The following is a 19372-nucleotide window of genomic DNA, read 5'->3' as shown; positions in this document are numbered from 1 at the left end:
GGAGATCTAGCGGACCGCGATCACCGCAGTCGCCGGCGCGAATCCCTCGGCCGTCGCCGTCACACGGATCTCTCCGGGTGACCCCGCACGGACGATCGCGAGCACCCGCCCGTCGAACGTGGTCGCCGACGACGAGCCGTACGACTCCTCCGTGCGCGCCCTCGCGGAGCCGAGCCCGGCCAGCTCGCCGCCCGTGACCTCGACCGCGACCGGGCGGTCACGGTCGCAGTGCAGCGTGCCCTGGTCGTCGGCGATCGTGATCTCCACATAGCCGATACCGTCGGCGGCGATCTCGTCACGCTCGGCCCTCGCCGACAGCAGCGGACGGCCGGCGGTCGCGAGCGACGTGCGCGCGACCTCGGCTCCGCCCGCAGAGGCCACCGCCGTGAGGGCGCCCGGGCGGTACTCGGTCTCGAAGCGGGCGACGAGCGCACGGGGCGCCCCGACCGTGACGCGCCCGACGACCTCACCGTCGAGGAGCAGCTCGACCTCGTCGGCGTCGGCGTAGACGTCGACCGTGACGGGCGACCCCGCGGGAGCATCCCACGTCCAGCTCGACACGACGTCGTCCCACGACCACGGTGTCTTGGCGACGGGACGGCCGTGATGCGCGGGCCGATGCACCGCGATGACGGGCTCGGAACGCAGACCGAAGGCGATCTCGCGGTAGTACGAGGCCGGCAGGCGATGACCCGTGATGTCGATGTCGCCGCACTGGGCGAGCAGGTACGGGAAGGGCCCGGCCGTGCCGGTGGGCGTGTAGCCCTCGGCATCCGTGTAGTCCACGCGTCCGATGCCGGCCTCGCCGATGTAGTCCCACCCGGTCCACGTGAAGTCGCCGATCACATGCGGCAGCCGGCGCACGTCGGACCACAGCGAGGCGATGCGATCGGGGAAGGTCTCGGAGCCCACGATCACGCGGTTCGGGAAGAGCTCCGCATCGAGGTCGTAGCGCGAGTCGGCGTAGTTGAAACCGACCACGTCGAGCACCGCGGCGGACTCCTCCGTCGACTCGGTCACGAGCGCCGAGGAGTTCATGCGCGCCATCTGCTCGCCCATGCCCGCCATCATGGTGTTGGGGTCGGATGCCGCGGCCTCGGCCATCGCGTCGGCCATCCGCCCGAGGTTCGCGATGATGCCGTTGATGCCGTTCGTGACGAAGCGCGTCGGGTCGAGGGTGCGGAACTCCTCGGCGATGCGCCGACTCCAGGTCGCCCCATGAGGGGTGGCGAGCTCGAGGATCTCGTTGCCGATCGAGTACAGGATCACCGACGGGTGGTTCGCGTCCTTCGCGACGAGGGCGGCCACGTCGCGCCGCCACCTCTCCTCGAAGCCGATCGACGAGTCGAACGCTGTCTTCGACTTCGTCCAGACGTCCGTCAGCTCGTCCATCACGAGCATCCCGTGCGCATCGCAGGCCTCGAGCAGGGCGCGGCTGGCCGGGTTGTGGGCGCTGCGGATGGCGTTGAACCCCGCCTCGCGGAGGAGCCGGACGCGACGGTCCTCGGCATCCGCGATCGAGACCGCGCCGAGCGGACCGTTGTCGTGATGGATGCACGCGCCGCGCAGGTCGACGGAGACGCCGTTCACGCGCAGCCCGTGCCGCGTGTCGAGCTGCAGCCGGCGGATGCCGTGGGCGGTCGTGGTCTCGTCGGTCGGCGTCCCGCCGTCGTCGAGCAGGGCGCGCACCCGGTAGCGGTGCGGGGAATCGGGCCCCCACAGCCGCGGGGAGTCCACCGCGAGTCGCACGCGCGCCACGGCGTCGCCACCGGGCAGGACCGTGACCGGCGATGTGCCCGTCGCCGCGATCGCCCCGTCGTCGTCGGTGACCGTCCAGGTCAGTCGCCGGGTCGCCGTGTACCGCGTGCGGTTCTCGACGCGCGTGGAGACCTCGAGGATGGCGCGTTCGTCGTCGATGTCGCGGCTCACGACCAGCGTGCCGTCGAGTGCGAGGTGCACAGGGTCGTCGACGAGCAGGTGCACGGGGCGGTAGATGCCGCCCCCGGTGTACCAGCGACTGTCGCGATGCACGCGGGCCTCCACCGAGATCGTGTTGACCTCGCCGAGACGCAGGAACGGATCGAGGTCCACCACGAACGCCGCGTATCCGTTGGCCTCGTGGGCGGCGAAGTCGCCGTTCACGAAGACGGTCGCGTCGCGGTAGACGCCCTCGAACTCGACGCGGACCGTCTTGTCGCGCCACTCCGCCGGGGCCTCGAAGGTCTTCGTGTACTCGAACACGCCGCCGGGGATGTATCCGCTGTGCACTCCCTGCACCGAATCGGCCGAGCGGGGCAGGTCGCGCAGGGCGTCGTGCGGCAGGTGCACCGGCACCGAGGCGGTGGAGTCGTCGCGCGCCTCGAAGGCGCCGAGCTTCGGGCCGACGCTCCAGCCGTCGACGAAGGGGATGCGGCTCATCGGTCGTGCTCCTCGTCGACGGCGGGGGTCTCGGCGTCCGCCGTGGTCCAGTCGATGTCCGCGACGCCGTCGACCCACGCCCGCAGCTCATCCGCCATGTCGACCACCGAGCGGTCGAGCAGCCACTGCACCTGCAGGCCGTCCATCAGGGCGATCAGCGCCACCGCGCAGCGGTAGGGGGTCACCCCGGGACGGAGGAGTCCCCGGTCGGCGAGGTTGGCGAACCCGCGCTCGATGTTGGTGCGCGTGTACACATAGCGCCGCACGAAGTAGCCGTGTGCGGGGTGGTCGCTCGAGGTCGCCTCGGCCGACAGCGTGCAGTAGAGCTCGACGACGCCGGGCACGGAGGCGTTGTACTCGGCCAGCCTGATCAGGCCGCGCATCATCGCGGCGCCGTCGCCGGACTCGAGCGGCACCATCTCGCGCGAGCGGTCGTCGCGGTGGTCGAGCACCGCCTCGAGCAGCGCGCCCTTGTTCGGGAAGTGGTGCAGCAGCCCGGCCTCGCTGATGCCGACCCGCTGGGCGATCTCCCGGAGCGATCCGGCTCGGTACCCGCCCTCGGAGAACACCTCGAGCGCGGCGTCGAGGATCGCCTTCCGGCGCTCGCGCGTCTTGGCGTACTGACCGCGCACACCGCGTCTGACCTTCGGTCCCTTGTTCATGGTGTTCGTCATCGTTGTCACCGTATCCCCCGTCACGGCGGTCGCCATCCACTCCGATCGCGAGCCTCCGGATACCGTTCTATAACGAAATCCGAGCGTTCGCTAGCTTTTTATTTTCAAAACCTAGCGATCGCTAGTTTTTGCTGCTAGCTTCTCCCTCCAGAGGCGGTCCGCAGGGGTACCGCCACCCACGAAAGGGACAAAGGATGTTCCGTTGGAAGGCCACAGCAGCCACCATCGCCATCGCTGCTCTCGTGCTCACCGGCTGCGCCGGAGGCACCGAAGACGGCGGCTCGGGGGACGGGAGCGGCGGCACGCTCACACTCGGGGCGATCACTCCGCCCACCACGTTCGACCCCGCCGGTTCGGAGTGGGGCAACCGCGCCCCGTTCTACCAGGCGGTCTTCGACACTCTTCTCCTCGCCACACCTGAGGGCACCATCGAGCCCTGGCTCGCGACCGACTGGTCGTACAACGAGGACAACACCGTCCTCACCCTCACGCTGCGCGACGACGTCACGTTCTCCGACGGCTCGGCCCTCACCGGCCAGGTCGTCGTCGACAACCTCCAGCGCTTCAAGGACGGCACCTCGCCCGACGCCAACTACTTCGCGGGCATCACGAGCTTCGAGGCTCCCGACGACACCACCGTCGTCATCACGCTCGGCGCCCCCGACCCGGCGCTCCTGAACTACCTCACCCGCGACCCCGGACTCGTGGCCAGCGGCGAGTCGCTCGGCAACGACAACCTCGCGACCGACCCGGTCGGCTCGGGACCCTACGTGCTCGACACCGGAGCCACGGTGACCGGCACGAGCTACACGTACACGAAGAACCCGGACTACTGGAACCCCGACGTCCAGCACTACGACACCCTCGTGATCAACGTCCTGGCCGACGCCACGGCCTCGCTGAACGCGATCAAGGCCGGAGAGGCCAACGGCGTCAAGCTCGCCAGCAACGACAACCTCGCCGAGGTCGAGGGAGCGGGCTGGACCGTGAACGCGAACGAGCTCGACTTCCAGGGCATGCTGCTCCTCGACCGCGCCGGCACCATGAACCCCGCGCTCGCCGATGTGCGGGTGCGTCAGGCGCTCAACTACGCGTTCGACCGCGAGGGCCTGCTCGAGGCTCTGCAGCTCGGCAACGGCACCGTCACCACGCAGGTGTTCCCCGAGAGCTCGGCGGCCTACGACCCCGCGCTCGACGAGTACTACACCTACGACCCCGAGAAGGCGAAGGAGCTGCTGGCCGAGGCCGGCTACGCGACGGGCCTCACGCTGTCGATGCCGTCGTCCACGCTTCTCGGCGCGACCACCTACACGCTCATCGAGCAGCAGCTGGCGGACGTGGGAATCGGCGTGGAGTACACCGACCCGGGCAACAACTTCATCGCCGACCTCCTCGCGCCGAAGTTCCCCGCATCGTTCATGGCCCTGGAGCAGAACCCGGATTGGCAGCTGATCCAGTTCATGATCGCCCCGTCCGCGATCTTCAACCCGTTCGGCTATGAGGACCCGAAGGTCGACGAGTACATCCAGCAGATCCAGTTCGGCGACGAGGCCACGCAGGAATCGGTGGCGAAGGAGCTGAACGCGTACATCGTCGAGCAGGCCTGGTTCGCCCCGTTCTACCGCGTGCAGGGCAGCTTCGCCACGGATGCGAACACGGCCGTCGAGGTCCTCCCGACGAACGCCTACCCCGCGATCTACGACTTCACGCCGAAGTCCTGACGCGGACCCTCCGGTCCTCCCGCCCGTCGGCGGGAGGACCGGACCCCGATCCCTCCCACCACAGGAGCGCAGCATGCTCATGTTCATCGTGCGCCGGATCCTCGCCGGCATCGTCCTGCTCGCCGTCATCTCGATGGTGACCTTCGGACTCCTCTTCCTCGACAGCGCCAACATCGCCCGCCGCATCCTCGGCCAGAACGCCACCGAGGAGCTCGTCGCGCAGAAGGCCGCCGAGCTGGGCCTGGACCGCCCGCTCGCCGTGCAGTACTGGGACTGGCTGACCTCGGCCCTGACGGGCGACCTCGGTCGCTCCTGGTTCAACGGTCAGCTCGTGTCCGTGAGTCTCAGCGGTCGTCTCAGCGTCAGCCTGTCGCTGGTGATCGGCGCGACCCTCATCTCCGCCGTCCTCGCCATCGTGCTCGGCGTGCTCGCCGCCCGTCGCGGCGGCTGGGTCGACACCGTCGTCCAGTTCATCTCGGTCATCGGCTTCGCGATCCCCGGGTTCCTCATCGCGCTCTACCTCGTGCTGATCTTCGCGATCAACCTGCACTGGTTCAAGGCGACCGGGTACATCCCGATCGCGCAGTCGTTCAGCGGCTGGCTCGCCTCGGTCACGCTGCCGATCGCCGCCCTGTCGATCGGCGCGATCGCCGCCGTGGCGCAGCAGGTGCGCGGCTCGGTGGTCGACGCCATGTCCCGCGACTACGTGCGCACCCTCCGCTCCCGCGGACTCTCCTCGGGCAGCGTCGTCTACAAGCACGTGCTGCGCAATGCCGGCGGCCCCGCCCTCGCGGTGCTCGCGGTGCAGTTCATCGGACTGCTCGGCGGCGCCGTCATCGTCGAGCAGGTGTTCGCCCTCCCCGGCATGGGTCAGCTCACCGTGTCGGCCACGACGCAGGGCGACATCCCCGTCGTCATGGGCGTGGTGATCGCCTTCGCGGTGATCGTCCTCATCGTGAACCTCCTGATCGACCTCGCGCAGGCAGCGCTCAACCCGAAGGTGCGACTCTCATGACCGCTATCGACGTTCCCGTCGCGGTGCCCACGCCGCACGCGAAGACCTCGCTGCTTCGTCGACTCGTGCGACGCCCCGTCTCGCTGATCTCGCTGGTCTTCCTCGTCGTGGTCGCCGTGATCGCGATCACGGGCCGATGGATCGCCCCGTTCGACCCCAACCTCGCCTCGCTGCAGCTGGTGCTCGCGCCGCCGAGCTCCGAGCACCTGCTCGGTGCCGACAGCGCCGGCCGCGACGTGCTGTCGCGGCTGCTGGCGGCGACCCAGGTCACGCTCGCGGCGGCACTCGTCGCTGTCGTCACCGCCCTCGTGATCGGCGTCGTCTCCGGCCTCATCGCGGGGTACTACCGCGGGTGGTTCGACGCCGTGGCCTCCTGGGTCACCTCGCTGGTCATGGCCCTTCCCGGCATCGTCGTGCTGCTCGCCGCCCGCGCCGTCCTCGGCCCGAGCGTGTGGCTCGCGATGTTCATCTTCGGCATCCTGCTCGCCCCCGCCTACTACCGCCTGGTCTACGCCGCGGTCACCGGGGTCAGGGGCGAGCTCTACGTCGACGCGGCGAAGGTGTCTGGCCTCTCCGACGTGCGCATCATCGGCCGCCACATCCTGTCGGTCGTGCGCGCCCCGATCATCATCCAGTCCGCGATCATCACCGGCATCGCGATCGCCATCCAGTCGGGGCTCGAGTTCCTCGGCCTCGGCGACATGAGCGTCCCGACCTGGGGCGGGATGCTCAACGACGGCTTCGCGAACATCTACAAGCAGCCGCTGCTGATGCTGTGGCCCTCGCTCGCCATCGGCCTCACGGCCATCGCACTCACCCTTCTCGCGAACGGCATGCGCGACGTGCTCGAGCGCACGGCGGTCGTGCGTCGGCGCCGCCGCCGCGCGGTCACGACCGCGACAGGGTCGATCGCTGCGGTGACGACCTCGTTCAGCCTGTCGGGCGGCGACGCGTCCGAGCTCGACGACTCGGCGCCCCTGCCCGTCGTGGGCGACACGATCGTGCATCCCGACGACGCGAGGACGAGCTCTCTCGGATCGACGCCGATCCTCACGGTCTCCGATCTGCGTGTCGCGTACGAGCAGTCCGAGGGCGACGACATCGAGGTCGTCCACGGTGTCTCGCTGCAGATCCGCAAGGGAGAGGTGCACGGACTCATCGGCGAATCGGGCTCGGGCAAGACGCAGACCGCGTTCGCCGTGCTCGGCCTGCTGCCGCGCGGCGGCCGGGTGACCGCGGGGTCGATCGACTACGAGGGCACCCAGCTCGCCGACGCGTCGGAGAGCGCCTACGCCGGCATCCGCGGTCGGCGCATCGGGTACATCCCGCAGGAGCCGATGAGCAATCTCGACCCGTCGTTCACGATCGGGTACCAGCTCGTCGAGCCGCTGCGCAAGAACCTGGGCCTGTCGAAGAAGGAGGCGACCGAGAAGTCGCTCGCGCTGCTCGACCGCGTCGGCATCCCGAACCCGAAGCGCACCTTCGAGGCGTATCCCTTCGAGGTCTCCGGCGGCATGGCGCAGCGCGTGCTGATCGCCGGAGCGGTGTCGACCGACCCCGACCTCATCATCGCCGACGAGCCCACCACGGCGCTCGACGTCACGGTGCAGGCCGAGGTGCTCGATCTGCTGCGCGACCTGCAGCGGGAGCGGCAGATGGCGATGCTGCTCGTCACGCACAACTTCGGCGTCGTCGCCGATCTGTGCGACCGCGTCACGGTGATGCAGCAGGGACTCTTCGTCGAGCAGGGGCCCGTGCGCACCATCCTCGGGGCTCCCTCGCACGCCTACACGCAGTCGCTGCTCGACGCGATCCTCGACGAGGGTCCGGCCCGTGGCCCGCTCATCTCCGCAGGAACCGCCGAAGGAGGCCGGTCGTGAACACGCTGCTCGAGGTCAAGGACCTCCACGTCACCTACCCCGGCAAGGGATTCCGCGCCGAGCCGTTCCACGCCCTCAAGGGGGTGTCGCTCGACATCCGCCCCGGTGAGACCGTGGGCCTGGTGGGCGAGTCGGGGTCGGGGAAGACCACGCTCGGACGCGCGGTGCTGGGACTCGCCCCGGTGACCGAGGGCTCGATCCGCTACGACGGTCGGGAGATCGGCCACCTCAACCGACGCGAACGGCGCACGCTGTCGAGTGAGATCCAGGTCGTCTTCCAGGACCCGTACTCCTCGCTGAACCCCTCGATGACGATCGCGCAGATCCTCGCCGAGCCGCTCACCGCCCGAGGTGTCGCCGCACGCGAGGCGAACGCCCGGGTCTCGGACCTGCTCGATCGCGTCGGGCTGCCGGCGGATGCTGCCCGCCGGCTGCCCCGCGAGTTCTCGGGCGGGCAGCGCCAGCGCGTCGCGATCGCGCGCGCGCTGGCGCTCGACCCCCGACTGATCGTCTGCGACGAGCCGGTCTCGGCCCTCGACCTGTCGACCCAGGCCCGCGTGCTCGACCTCTTCATCGAGATCCAGGAGCGCACGGGCGTCGCGTACCTCTTCATCTCGCACGACCTCGCGGTCGTCCGACACATCAGCCACCGCGTGGCGGTGATGTATCGGGGCGAGCTGGTCGAGACCGGCGACGGCGACCAGGTCACCGCACGTCCCGAGCATCCCTACACGCAGCGGCTGTTCCTCGCCGCCCCTGTCCCCGACCCGGACGCGCAGCAGCAGCGACGCGTCGACCGGCGCGCTCTCATCGACGCGCAGACCTCCGAAGGATCCGCCGCATGACCTCCTCAGACATCGTCGCCCCCGCCTCCACAGGGTCCGGGGAGTCCGCCGCATCGACCGCGCATCTGCGACCGCTGCTCGACAGGCTCACCCTCGAGCAGAAGGCCGCGCTCGTGCAGGGTGCGGACTTCTGGACCACGGTGCCGCTGCCCGAGATCGGTCTGCGGGCGCTCACTTTGTCGGACGGACCCGCCGGAGTGCGCGGCCCGCGATGGGACGAGCGCGAGCCGTCGCTGAACCTCCCCTCCGGGTCGGCCCTCGCCGCGTCGTGGGATGTGCAGCTCGCCCACCGCTACGGCGCGGCCGCCGCCTCGGAGGCGCGACGCAAGGGCGTCGACGTCGTGCTCGGACCGACGATCAACCTGCATCGCTCCCCCCTCGGCGGGCGTCACTTCGAGTGCTTCAGCGAAGACCCCGAGCTCACCGCGGAGCTGGGCGCTGCCTACGTGCGCGGCCTGCAGGACAACGGCGTCGCGGCGACGCCCAAGCACTACGTCGCGAACGACTCGGAGACCGACCGCTTCACGGTCGACGTCGAGGTCGACGAGCGGGTGCTGCGCGAGCTGTACCTGGCGCCGTTCGAGCGTGCGGTCGAGGCCGGGGCGTGGTCGATCATGAGCGCGTACAACGCGGTCGACGGGGTCACCATGACCGAGAACGAGCTGCTCGAGACGCCGCTGAACAGCGAATGGGGCTTCGACGGGGTCGTCGTGAGCGACTGGACGGCCGTGCGCTCGCTCGACGCCGTCGCCGCCGCGCAGGACCTCGCGATGCCGGGGCCCGCGCCGGCGTGGTCGGAGCTCGTCGCCGCGGTGCGCGACGGTCGGGTGCGCGAGAGCGACATCGACCGCAAGGTGCTGCGCATCCTCCTCCTGGCCGAGCGGGTGGGTGCCCTCGACGGCACCGCCGCGCTCGTCCCTGCCCCGATCGACGGCCCCGCCTTCGCGAGGGAGGCGGCGATCGAGGGGTCCGTGCTGCTGCAGAACGACGGGGTGCTGCCGCTGGACTCCGGCACCCTGACCCGCGTCGCGGTCATCGGCCACAACGCCACCGAGGCGCGAACGCAGGGCGGCGGGTCCGCCACCGTGCTGCCCGAGAAGGTCGTGTCTCCGTGGGATGCGCTGCGGGCGGCGTTCGCCCACGCCGACGTGCGCTACGAGATCGGCGCCGTGGTGCAGGAGGGCGTGGCCGAGATCCCCCTGTCGTCGATCGTCAACCCCGTGACCGGCGACCCCGGACTGCGCGTGAGCTTCCTCGACGAGGCGGGGCACGAGCTGTTCGCCGAGGACCGTCGCGCCACCGCTCTCGTCTGGTTCGGTGGAGACGCACCGATCGGGGCGAGTCGCACCGTGGTGCTCTCCACCCGGTACACGCCGTCGGAGACGGGCAGCATCGAGCTGGGCTTCGCCGGGGCGAACCCGGGTCGCGTCTTCGTCGACGGCGACCTCGTGCTCGACGACACCCCCGTGCTCGAGGGCACCGACCTCGGTGCGGCGTTCCTCAATCCTCCGTCTCTCACCACCGCGGTCTCCGTCGAGTCGGGCCGCGCCATCGACATCCGCGTCGAGATCACGCGGGCATCGCAGGGCGCGCTCGACGGGGCGCTGAGCATCACGCTGGGCATCGCTCCCGAGCGCACCGACCCCGATGCCCTGATCGCCCGTGCGGTCGAGGCCGCGAGGGACTCCGAGGTCGCGATCGTCGTCGTGGGCACGAACGCGAAGGTCGAGTCCGAGGGCTACGACCGCGTCGACCTCGACCTGCCCGGACGCCAGGACGACCTGGTGCGCGCGGTCGCCGCCACCGGCACCCCGACCGTCGTGATCGTCAACGCCGGCTCTCCCGTGGTGCTGCCGTGGGCGGGCGAGGTCTCGGCGATCGTGCAGGGGTACTTCGGCGGACAGGAGTTCGGACACGCGATCGCCGATGTCGTGACCGGTGCCGCCGAGCCGGGAGGGCGCCTGCCCACCACGTGGCCCGCCTCGCTCGACGACGTGCCGGTGACCGACGTGACCCCGACCGACGGTCGCCTCGTGTACGGCGAGGGACTGCACATCGGCTACCGCGCCTGGCTGAAGCAGGAGACGCCCCCGGCGTACGCCTTCGGTCACGGGCTCGGGTACACCACGTGGTCGTGGGGCACCGCGCAGCGGCATGAGGACACCGTCGAGGTGACCCTCGCGAACACCGGTTCGCGCCGCGGCAAGCAGGTGGTGCAGGTCTACGCGGAGCGCACCGACTCCTCGGTCGAACGGCCGCTCCTGTGGCTGGTCGGCTTCGCGGTGGTGCACGCCGAGCCGGGTGAGACCGTGACGGCGGTCGTGCCCGTCGCTCCGCGACGACTCGCGCACTGGGCCGACGGCTGGGTCGTCGAGCCTGGCCGCTTCACGCTGCACGTCGGATGCTCGGCGACGGATCTGCCGCTGCGGGTCGACTGGGATCAGCGATGACCGATCTCGTGCGCCTCACCGGCGCGCTGCAGGGTCGGGCGGACGAGCGCCTCGCGGTGCTCGTCGCCCGGCTCGACGACGCCCTCGCCGACGATCCCGACCTGTCCTTCCAGGTCGCCGCGTATCGGCACGGAGCGCCGGTGCTCGACGCGTGGGGCGGACCGCATCTCGACGAGCGGTCGCTCACCGTCCCGTACTCCGTGACGAAGAACATCATCGGGGTGGTGGTGGGGCTCCTCGTCGAGCGCGGCGAGCTCGACCTCGACGAGCGCGTGGCGCACTACTGGCCGGAGTTCGCCGCGAAGGGCAAGGCGGCGGTCACCGTGCGTCAGCTGCTGTCGCACCAGGCGGGCCTGCCGCAGACATCGCCCGGTCTCACCTGGGACGAGCTGCTCGACCACCACGCGGCCGCCGCGCGCCTCGCCGAGGAGCGCCCGTTCTGGCACCCCGGCAGCGCCTTCGGCTACCACGCCATCACCATCGGCAACCTCGCCGACGAGCTCGTGCACCGCGTCACCGGGCGCACACTGCACGAGCTCTACGAGCACGACATCCGCGGCCCGCACGACATCGACTTCTTCCTCGGACTGCCCGCCGAGCACGAGGACAGACTGGTGCCGCTGCTGCCGATGGTCGTTCCGCCCTCCGGCGGGAATCCGCCGGCAGCGTCCGCCCTGGGACCCGTGGTGTTCGCGCTTCCCGACGACGTCGACCTCGCCCACTCCCCGCGCAGCTGGCGCTACGGTCATCCGGCCGGGTCCGGCGCGGGCACCGCACGCGGCATCGCCCGACTGCTGGCGGTCGGCGTGACCGGCGTCGACGGCCGACCGCCGCTCCTCTCCGCCGACACGGTCGCCCAGATCGGCCAGCAGCAGATCCGCGGCTACGACGAGGTGCTGCACCAGAGCGACCGCGCCCACGCGGTGGTCTTCCAGAAGCCCTCGCAGCAGCTGGCCTTCGGCGGCCCGCGCTCCTTCGGACACGACGGCGCGATGGGCGCTCTGGCCTGCGTCGACCCCGACACGGGCATCGCGTTCGCGTGGACCATCGCCCGGGGGCCCTGGCCCGGCGGCGCGGACCCCCGCGCGGTGACCCTCGCACGCGACCTCGGTCGACTCCTCTCCCTCTGACGCCCCCGACTCGGAAAGCATCCTCATGACGACGCTGTACAACCCGCTCCTCAACGGCTTCCACCCCGACCCGTCGGTCGTGCGCGTGGGCGACGAGTGGTACCTCGCCACCTCGACGTTCGAGTACCTGCCCGGCATCCCGATCCACCGCTCACGCGACTTCGAGAACTGGGAGCTCATCGGGCACGTGGCCACGCGCGACGATCAGCTCGCGGTCGCCGACGTCCCCACCGCGGGGGGCGCCTGGGCTCCGACGATCCGACACCGCGACGGGGTGTTCCATCTGGTCATCACGGATGCGATGGGGCGAGGGATGCTCCACTTCACCGCGGTCGACGCCGCCGGCCCCTGGAGCGACGGCGAGCTGATCCGCACGCACGACGGGTCGCGCTCGCTCGACGGGATCGACCCCGACATCGCCTGGGGCGACGACGGCACGGTGTACATCACCTACTCGGGACTCCTCCTGAGCGGCGAGGGGGTGGGCCAGCATCTCGGCATCCAGCAGGTCAGGGTCGACCTCGACCAGCACGTGGCCCTCGAGGAGCCCCGCTCGGTCTGGTCGGGCACCGGGGGCCAGTTCCCCGAGGCGCCGCATCTGTACGCGGTCGACGGACGCTGGTACCTCATGATCGCCGAGGGCGGCACCGAGCGCGGCCACGGCATCTCGATCGCGCGCGGCGACTCGCCGGAGGGCCCCTTCGAGACCGCGCCGCAGAACCCCCTGGTGTCCGCGCGGTCCACGATCCGCCCCGTGCAGAACACCGGCCACGGCGACCTCGTCATCGGGCCGGACGGCGACTGGCTGTGCGTGCTGCTCGGCGTGCGTCCGCGCAGCATGACCCGCGCGTTCTCGGCGCTCGGTCGCGAGACCTTCGTGACGACCGTGCACTGGCGGGACGACGGCTGGCCGGCCATCGACCCGGTGCCGCTGAACCCGCGACCCGGCACCCGCGTCGACGTCGACTTCTCCGCGCAGCGCACGCTCGACGGCGAGTGGATCGCGGTGCGGACCACTCCGGCGTCGATCGCCGACCTCGACGCGCGCCCCGATGCCCTGGTGCTGCACGGAGCGGGACGCACGCTCGACGATCCGCACCCCGTCTTCCTCGGCCGCCGTCAGGAGCACCTCACGAACGCCGTCACCGTGACGGTCGACGTGCGTGCCGGCGTCGGCGGTCTCGCGGTGCGCTACGACGAGCGCTTCCACGTCGAGCTCGAGGCCGGGGCGGGCGTCGTGATCGCCCGGGCCGTCGTCGCCGATCTCGTGCAGGAGTGGAGCATCCCGCTGACGTCCGAGGTGCTCGACCTCCACATCGAGTCGCGCCGACCCGCCGCCGGTGGCGGCTTGCCGAAGACCTCCGACGTGTTCCACCTCGCCGTGACGACGGAGGGCGAGCGCCGGGAGCTGGCCACGGTCGACGGCCGCTTCCTCTCCTCCGAGACCACCGAGTCGTTCACGGGACGGGTGATCGGCGTCTACGCCCGCTCGGGCGACGTGGCGGTGCTGCGGTGGACCGCCGAAGGCGACGACGAGTGAGCGGCACCGCGCAGATCGCGACGGTCAGGGCCGAGCTGCGCGACGACACCCCGTTCGTCGCCACCCCGACCCCGCGCCTGAGCTGGACCGTCGTGTCGCCCGACGACGGCTGGCTGCAGTCGTCCGTCGAGATCGCCGACGGACTCGAGACCGTCGCGCTCGACGGCGGCGAGAGCGTGCTCGTCGACTGGCCCTTCGCGCCGATGACGGCCGGCGAGGTCCGCTCCGTCCGCGTGCGCGCGCACTCCGTCGGCGGGTCGAGCACGCCGTGGAGCCGACCGCTCGCCGTCGCCTCGGGCTTCCTCGCCGAGAGCGAGTGGGTCGCACAGCCGGTGGGCCTCGCCGACCCCGACCGCGAGGCCCAGCCGGCCGAGGTGCGGACGTCGTTCACGCTCGAGCGTCCGATCGCGCGGGCGCTGCTGTTCTGGACCGCGCTCGGCGTCGCCGAGCCCGAGGTCAACGGCGCCGCCGTCTCGGACGACGTGCTCGCCCCCGGCTGGACCGCCTACCGGGATCGTCTCGTGCACGAGACGATCGACATCACCGCGCTCCTGCACGACGGGGTCAACGAGCTGCGTGCGACCATCGCCGGGGCCTGGTACACCGAGCGATACGGCTTCTTCGCCTTCGCGGCGCGGCTCTACGGCACACAGCCGTCGTTCCTCGCCCAGATCCGCCTCACGTACGCCGACGGCACGACCGAGACCGTCGCCGCGACCGGCGAAGGGTGGCAGGCCGCCGGCGACGGACCCGTCGTCGACAGCGGCATCTACCCGGGCGAGCACCAGGACCTGCGCCGCAGCCCGTCGTCGTGGGCACCGGTGCGCATCGGCGCCGCCGCGCTCCCGGGCTACGAGAACGTGCCCGTGCCCGAAGCCCGCATCGCACCGCCGGTCCGACGCACCGACACCCTGCCCGTGGCGTCGGTGATCGTGACGCCGTCCGGTGGACGGATCCTCGACTTCGGCCAGAACCTCGTCGGCAGGCTGCGCATCCGCGTACGGGGCGACGAGGGAGCCCGCCTCGTCGTCCGCCACGCCGAGGTCCTCGAGAACGGCGAGCTCGCCCTGCGCCCGCTCCGCAACGCCGCCGCCACGGCGACCTTCGACCTCTCGGGCGACGACGACGTGCTCGAGTCGCGGTTCTCGTTCTACGGTTTCCGCTACGCGGAGATCACGGGCGTCGAGGTGTCGCCGGATGCCGTCGAGGCGGTCGTGCTGCACACCGACATGCGGCGCACCGGATGGTTCGAGTCCTCCCACCCGCTTCTCGACCGCCTGCATGAGAACGTGCGCTGGGGCATGCGCGGCAACTTCCTCTCGATCCCCACCGACTGCCCGCAGCGCGACGAGCGCCTCGGCTGGACCGGCGACATCCAGGTCTTCGCCCCCACCGCGAGCTTCCTGTACGACTGCGACGGATTCCTCACGTCATGGCTGCGCGACCTCGCGCTCGAGCAGCGGCGTGCCGACGGAGCGGTGCCGCTCGTCGTCCCCGCGGCGCTGCCCGGATTCGGTGGCGCCGACGCGGCGACGCCCGCCGCGTGGGGAGATGCGGCGACCGTGGTTCCGACGGTGCTGCTCGAGCGCTTCGGAGACGTCTCGGTGCTCGCCGCGCAGTACCCGAGCATGCGTGCGTGGGTCGACGCGGTGCTCCGCGACGCCGGCGACGACGGGCTGTGGGCAGGACGGATGCAGCTGGGCGACTGGCTCGACCCGGCTGCCCCCGCCGACAAGCCCGGTCAGGCGCGGGTCGACTCCGACATCGTGGCGAGCGCCTACCTCGCGCGGTCGCTGCGTCAGGTCGCCGACGCGGCCCGACTCCTCGGGCATCTCGACGACGCCTCTCGCTACGGCGCTCTCGCGGAGCGCACGCGCGAGGCGTTCGTCGACCAGTACATCACGCCCGCCGGACGCATGATGAGCGACGCCGTGACCGCCTACGCGCTCGCACTCGAGTTCGATCTGGTCACCGACGCGCGCCACCGCGAGGGTCTCGGCGACCGCCTGGCCGCGCTGGTGCGCGAGGGCGGCTACCGCATCGCGACCGGGTTCGTGGGCACTCCCCTGGTCGCGGACGCGCTGACGAACGCCGGCCACCTGGATGCCGCCGAGCGACTGCTGCTGCAGACCGAGTGCCCCTCGTGGCTGTACCCCGTCACGCAGGGGGCGACGACCGTGTGGGAGCGCTGGGACTCGCTCCTGCCCGACGGATCGGTGAACCCCGGCGAGATGACCTCGTTCAACCACTACGCGCTGGGCGCGGTCGCCGACTGGATGCATCGCACCGTGGCAGGGCTCGCTCCGGCCGGTGCCGGCTATCGGCGTCTGCGCATCGCACCCCGGCCCCTCGCCGGTCTCGAGCACGCGTCCGCACGGCACGAGACGCCCTACGGCACGGCATCCGTGTCGTGGCGTCGTGACGGCGACGAGATCGTCGTGACGGCCGTGGTCCCCCCGAACACGACGGCAGCGGTGTCGGTGCCCGGCGCACCCGACGACGTCGCTGCGGGGTCGCACGAGTGGCGCTACGCGGCCCCTCAGCCGAGTCCCCGCCGGGCGCTGCCGGGCCTCGCCGCTTCGCTCGCCGAGGTGATCGACGACCCGCGCGCCTATCGGGCGCTGTTCGACGCCCTGTCCGAGGTGGCTCCCGAGCGTGTCGACGCGGTCCGCGCCGACACGGTCTGGGGTTCGGGCCGTCCCCTCGCGACCGCCCTCATGTTCAGCCCGCCCGCCGTGCTCGCCCGCGTGGACGAGGCCGTCCGCACCGCCACCGCCTGAACAACCGCACACCTGCACACACCGACCACCTGACCGGAAGGATCGTCATGTTCGATCGCCGCTCCACCTTCGGAGAAGCCCTCGACCATCCCGGCGCACGCGCCGTGCTCGAACGCCTCATGCCCGGATTCGCCGCCTCGCCGATGGCCGTGCAGTTCCGCGACGGACGGCTCGGGTCACTCGTGGCCCTCGTGCCGGCGCTCGAGACGCAGGAGGCCCGTGACCGGCTCTGGGCCGAGCTCGCCGAGATCGGCGACGACGTGCAGCGCGCACCCTCTGCACCGGCGATCGCGCCCGACCCCGCGTACGAACCGGAGACCGTGCCCCGGGCGTCTGCGTCGATGACGTCGCCCGCGTCCGTCTCCCTCTGGGCGCCGCTGGAGATCCGCATCGACGGCCCCTCGCACGGCAATCCGTTCGTCGACGTCGAGCTCGACGCGGTCTTCGTGCGCGACGGGTCCGAGCTGCGGGTGGGCGGGTTCTACGACGGCGACGGCGCATACGTCATCCGGGCCCTCGCCGACGCCACGGGCGACTGGTCGTTCGAGACGCGGTCGACCGCGCGGTCGCTCGACGGCCTGCGCGGCACGATCACGGTGGTCCCCGCCGCCGACGGTGCACACGGCCCCGTGCGGGTCGACGGCTTCCACTTCCGGCACGCGGACGGCACGCGGCACCGCCCGCTCGGCACCACCGCGTACGCGTGGACCCATCAGCCCGACGATCTGCAGGAGCAGACTCTCGCGACGCTCGCCGAGGCACCCTTCACGAAGATGCGGATGTGCGTCTTCCCGAAGTCGTATCTCTACAACGCGAACGAGCCGGCGGACTTCCCGTTCCCCGGTTCGCTCGCCGAGGGCTTCGACCTCGAGCGCTTCGATCCCGCGCACTTCCGGCGTCTGGAGGATCGGATCCTGCGTCTCGCCGCTCTGGGCATCGAAGCCGATCTCATCCTCTTCCATGCGTACGATCGCTGGGGCTTCGCCGATCTCGGACCCGCCGTCGACGAGCGCTACCTGCGATATGCGGTGCGCCGGCTGTCGGGCTTCGCGAACGTGTGGTGGTCGATGGCGAACGAGTACGACCTGCTCTGGGCCAAGGACACCGCCGACTGGGAGCGCCTCGCGGCCGTGGTGGGCGAGGAGGATGCGTTCGGCCACCTCAACTCCATCCACAACTGCCGCCCCTTCTACGACTACTCGGCGCCGTGGATCACGCACGTGAGCATCCAGCGCGTCGATGTGTACCGCACGGCGGAGAACACCGACGAGTGGCGGGAGCGCTGGGGAAAGCCCGTCGTGATCGACGAGTGCGCGTACGAGGGCGACATCGATCAGGGCTGGGGCAACATCACCGGGGAGGAGATGGTCCGTAGGTTCTGGGAGGGGGCCGTGCGCGGCGGGTACGTCGGCCACGGCGAGACGTATCTGCCGTCGGCGCTCGGGCTCGACGACGAGATCCTCTGGTGGTCGAAGGGCGGAGTGCTGCACGGCTCGTCGCCCGACCGCATCCGCTTCCTGGAGGAGCTTCTCGCCGAGGCCCCGGACGGTGTGTGGGATCCGCTGCCCGGCGACTGGGATGTGCCGTGGGGCGGGGTGGCGGGCGAGCTGCGCGTCGGCTACTTCGGCTTCAACCGCCCGCGCTTCCGCAACGTCCTGCTCGACGACGGCGCCTGGACGATCGACGTCATCGACACCTGGAACATGACCGTCGACCGCCTGCCGGGCGTGCACGGCGCGGGATCCGTGCGGGTCGAGCTTCCCGGTCGTCCGTTCATGGCCGTGCGCGTGTCGCGGGCCTGAGCCGCGCGGCCGGCCCGCGACCGGACGGTCCACGCCCGAGGGGCGCCGATCAGGAGCCGTACGGCTTCGTGGCCGGTCGGCGCAGCCCCTCGTAGTCGACCGAGGGCCATCGCTCGTCGACCGTGAGCACCTCCCAGCCGCTCTCGGTGCGGACCATCGTGTCCTCGACCTTCACCCCCTGGGCGGTCGGATTCCACGCGAACGCCTGCTCCTCGACGAGCAGATCGGTCGTGGATGCCGTCGCTCTCGGGTCGCGTCCCGCATAGCCGGTCGGTCCGCCCTGGTGATGCCTCTGCCACTCGTCGGCGTCGAATCCGAAGCGCGCATACGCCGCCGTCCCCGCCGCGAACGCCTCGTCGAGCCGCGCCCCGGGCACCGAGGCGTCGAGGAAGGCACGCTCGACCCCGAGCAGCCGCTCGTCGTCGACCGACTCTCCGACCCACCGGGTGGCGTTCGCGATCAGCCCGTCCCGCCGACCGCACACGACGACCATGGCGCGCTCGCCGAGCACGCCGTCGGTGGGGAGCGGATGCCGGAACGCCCCGCGCTCTGCGCCCGCGACGAGCACGACCAGCGGATCGATCCCGCGCACCGCGAGCGCGCCGGCGACGGCCGCCGCCACCTCGCGCTCACCCTGCTCGGGACCCACGAGGTCGAGCACATCGGTGAGGGCCCGGGCGGTCTCGTGCCCGAGCGATCCGTACCGCGACCGCTCCGCGGGGAGCATGCGCGCCCGGGCGGCCCGCAGCTCGGCGGCGATCTCCGCCTCGGGCACACCGGCCGTCTCGGCCGCCGCGACCGCCGGCGGGATCCACCACGGCACCCGGACCACACGGTCGACGTCGTCCGGCAGCATCTCCTCGGCGATCAGTCGATCGGCCTCGTTGTCGGCCACGAAGATCACGTCACCGCCGTCCTCCGCCCGCACGGCGAGCACGGGCGGTCCTGCGAGCGACACGTGCGTCCGCACTCCCTCGAGGTACCACGACACGGCCTCGTGAGACGTGAGCACGAGCGGGCCTCCCCCGGCGCCGCGGCGCACTCGGGCGATCCGATCCTGCTTCTCGATGCGGTCCTCGGGCGATCCGACCATGAGCTCTCCTCACAAAACGTTTTC

Annotated in this window: 12 protein-coding genes; 9 read left to right on the top strand and 3 right to left on the bottom strand. The window is 71.3% G+C overall.

The annotated features are described in order from the left end of the window. Nucleotides 1-6 precede the first annotated feature (6 nt). Nucleotides 7-2418, bottom strand: coding sequence for a glycoside hydrolase family 2 TIM barrel-domain containing protein (locus HWD99_RS00670; RefSeq protein WP_241794298.1), 2412 nt, complete (start codon nt 2416-2418; stop codon nt 7-9). Further along, on the bottom strand, nt 2415-3092 hold the full coding sequence (locus tag HWD99_RS00665) for a TetR/AcrR family transcriptional regulator (RefSeq protein ID WP_241794297.1): 678 nt from the start codon (nt 3090-3092) through the stop codon (nt 2415-2417). Before HWD99_RS00665 ends, HWD99_RS00670 begins: the two co-directional genes overlap by 4 nt. 194 nt (nt 3093-3286) lie before the next feature. Here HWD99_RS00665 and HWD99_RS00660 point away from each other — a divergent pair, with 194 nt between their 5' ends. The 9 genes from HWD99_RS00660 to HWD99_RS00620 all read left to right on the top strand — a co-directional run bounded on the left by HWD99_RS00660 (nt 3287) and on the right by HWD99_RS00620 (nt 18255). Then, complete coding sequence (locus HWD99_RS00660; RefSeq protein WP_241794295.1) at nt 3287-4813, top strand: ABC transporter substrate-binding protein; 1527 nt, start codon at nt 3287-3289, stop codon at nt 4811-4813. A 73-nt stretch (nt 4814-4886) separates the two neighbouring features. Continuing rightward, nucleotides 4887-5828 (top strand): ABC transporter permease, encoded by a 942-nt coding sequence (locus HWD99_RS00655; RefSeq protein ID WP_241794294.1) that lies wholly within the window; start codon nt 4887-4889, stop codon nt 5826-5828. Further along, complete coding sequence (locus HWD99_RS00650) at nt 5825-7708, top strand: dipeptide/oligopeptide/nickel ABC transporter permease/ATP-binding protein (RefSeq protein ID WP_241794293.1); 1884 nt, start codon at nt 5825-5827, stop codon at nt 7706-7708. The genes HWD99_RS00655 and HWD99_RS00650 overlap by 4 nt, the downstream gene beginning before the upstream one ends. Next, a complete protein-coding gene (locus HWD99_RS00645) occupies nt 7705-8553 on the top strand; it encodes an ATP-binding cassette domain-containing protein (RefSeq protein WP_241794292.1) in 849 nt (282 codons plus the stop codon). The genes HWD99_RS00650 and HWD99_RS00645 overlap by 4 nt, the downstream gene beginning before the upstream one ends. After that, entirely contained in the window at nt 8550-11003 is a 2454-nt protein-coding gene (locus tag HWD99_RS00640) for a beta-glucosidase (protein ID WP_241794291.1), read from the top strand. Before HWD99_RS00645 ends, HWD99_RS00640 begins: the two co-directional genes overlap by 4 nt. Beyond that, complete coding sequence (locus tag HWD99_RS00635) at nt 11000-12133, top strand: serine hydrolase domain-containing protein (protein ID WP_241794290.1); 1134 nt, start codon at nt 11000-11002, stop codon at nt 12131-12133. Before HWD99_RS00640 ends, HWD99_RS00635 begins: the two co-directional genes overlap by 4 nt. Before the next feature lie 25 nt (nt 12134-12158). After that, nucleotides 12159-13673, top strand: coding sequence for a glycoside hydrolase family 43 protein (locus tag HWD99_RS00630; RefSeq protein WP_241794289.1), 1515 nt, complete (start codon nt 12159-12161; stop codon nt 13671-13673). Beyond that, a complete protein-coding gene (locus HWD99_RS00625) occupies nt 13670-16453 on the top strand; it encodes an alpha-L-rhamnosidase (protein WP_241794288.1) in 2784 nt (927 codons plus the stop codon). Before HWD99_RS00630 ends, HWD99_RS00625 begins: the two co-directional genes overlap by 4 nt. Nucleotides 16454-16500: 47 nt before the next feature. Continuing rightward, a complete protein-coding gene (locus HWD99_RS00620; RefSeq protein ID WP_241794287.1) occupies nt 16501-18255 on the top strand; it encodes a DUF5605 domain-containing protein in 1755 nt (584 codons plus the stop codon). Nucleotides 18256-18304: 49 nt separating this feature from the next. Here the strand turns inward: HWD99_RS00620 and HWD99_RS00615 are convergent, their stop codons facing one another. Further along, nucleotides 18305-19348 carry a Xaa-Pro peptidase family protein gene (locus HWD99_RS00615; protein ID WP_241794285.1) on the bottom strand — a complete coding sequence of 348 codons (1044 nt, stop codon included), beginning with the start codon at nt 19346-19348 and terminating at the stop codon, nt 18305-18307. Nucleotides 19349-19372 lie beyond the last annotated feature (24 nt).

Origin of the sequence: Microbacterium sp. C5A9 (assembly GCF_022627955.1) — a bacterium.
Taxonomy (GTDB): Bacteria; Actinomycetota; Actinomycetes; order Actinomycetales; family Microbacteriaceae; genus Microbacterium.
This window is presented reverse-complemented; position numbering and strand designations above follow the sequence as displayed.

What these genes read in the sequence shown, in the direction of transcription:
- HWD99_RS00670 (WP_241794298.1), bottom strand. Translation starts at nt 2,418, where the DNA reads ATGAGCCGCATCCCCTTCGTCGACGGCTGGAGCGTCGGCCCGAAGCTC.
- HWD99_RS00665 (WP_241794297.1), bottom strand. Translation starts at nt 3,092, where the DNA reads ATGACGAACACCATGAACAAGGGACCGAAGGTCAGACGCGGTGTGCGC.
- HWD99_RS00660 (WP_241794295.1), top strand. Translation starts at nt 3,287, where the DNA reads ATGTTCCGTTGGAAGGCCACAGCAGCCACCATCGCCATCGCTGCTCTC.
- HWD99_RS00655 (WP_241794294.1), top strand. Translation starts at nt 4,887, where the DNA reads ATGCTCATGTTCATCGTGCGCCGGATCCTCGCCGGCATCGTCCTGCTC.
- HWD99_RS00650 (WP_241794293.1), top strand. Translation starts at nt 5,825, where the DNA reads ATGACCGCTATCGACGTTCCCGTCGCGGTGCCCACGCCGCACGCGAAG.
- HWD99_RS00640 (WP_241794291.1), top strand. Translation starts at nt 8,550, where the DNA reads ATGACCTCCTCAGACATCGTCGCCCCCGCCTCCACAGGGTCCGGGGAG.
- HWD99_RS00635 (WP_241794290.1), top strand. Translation starts at nt 11,000, where the DNA reads ATGACCGATCTCGTGCGCCTCACCGGCGCGCTGCAGGGTCGGGCGGAC.
- HWD99_RS00630 (WP_241794289.1), top strand. Translation starts at nt 12,159, where the DNA reads ATGACGACGCTGTACAACCCGCTCCTCAACGGCTTCCACCCCGACCCG.
- HWD99_RS00620 (WP_241794287.1), top strand. Translation starts at nt 16,501, where the DNA reads ATGTTCGATCGCCGCTCCACCTTCGGAGAAGCCCTCGACCATCCCGGC.
- HWD99_RS00615 (WP_241794285.1), bottom strand. Translation starts at nt 19,348, where the DNA reads ATGGTCGGATCGCCCGAGGACCGCATCGAGAAGCAGGATCGGATCGCC.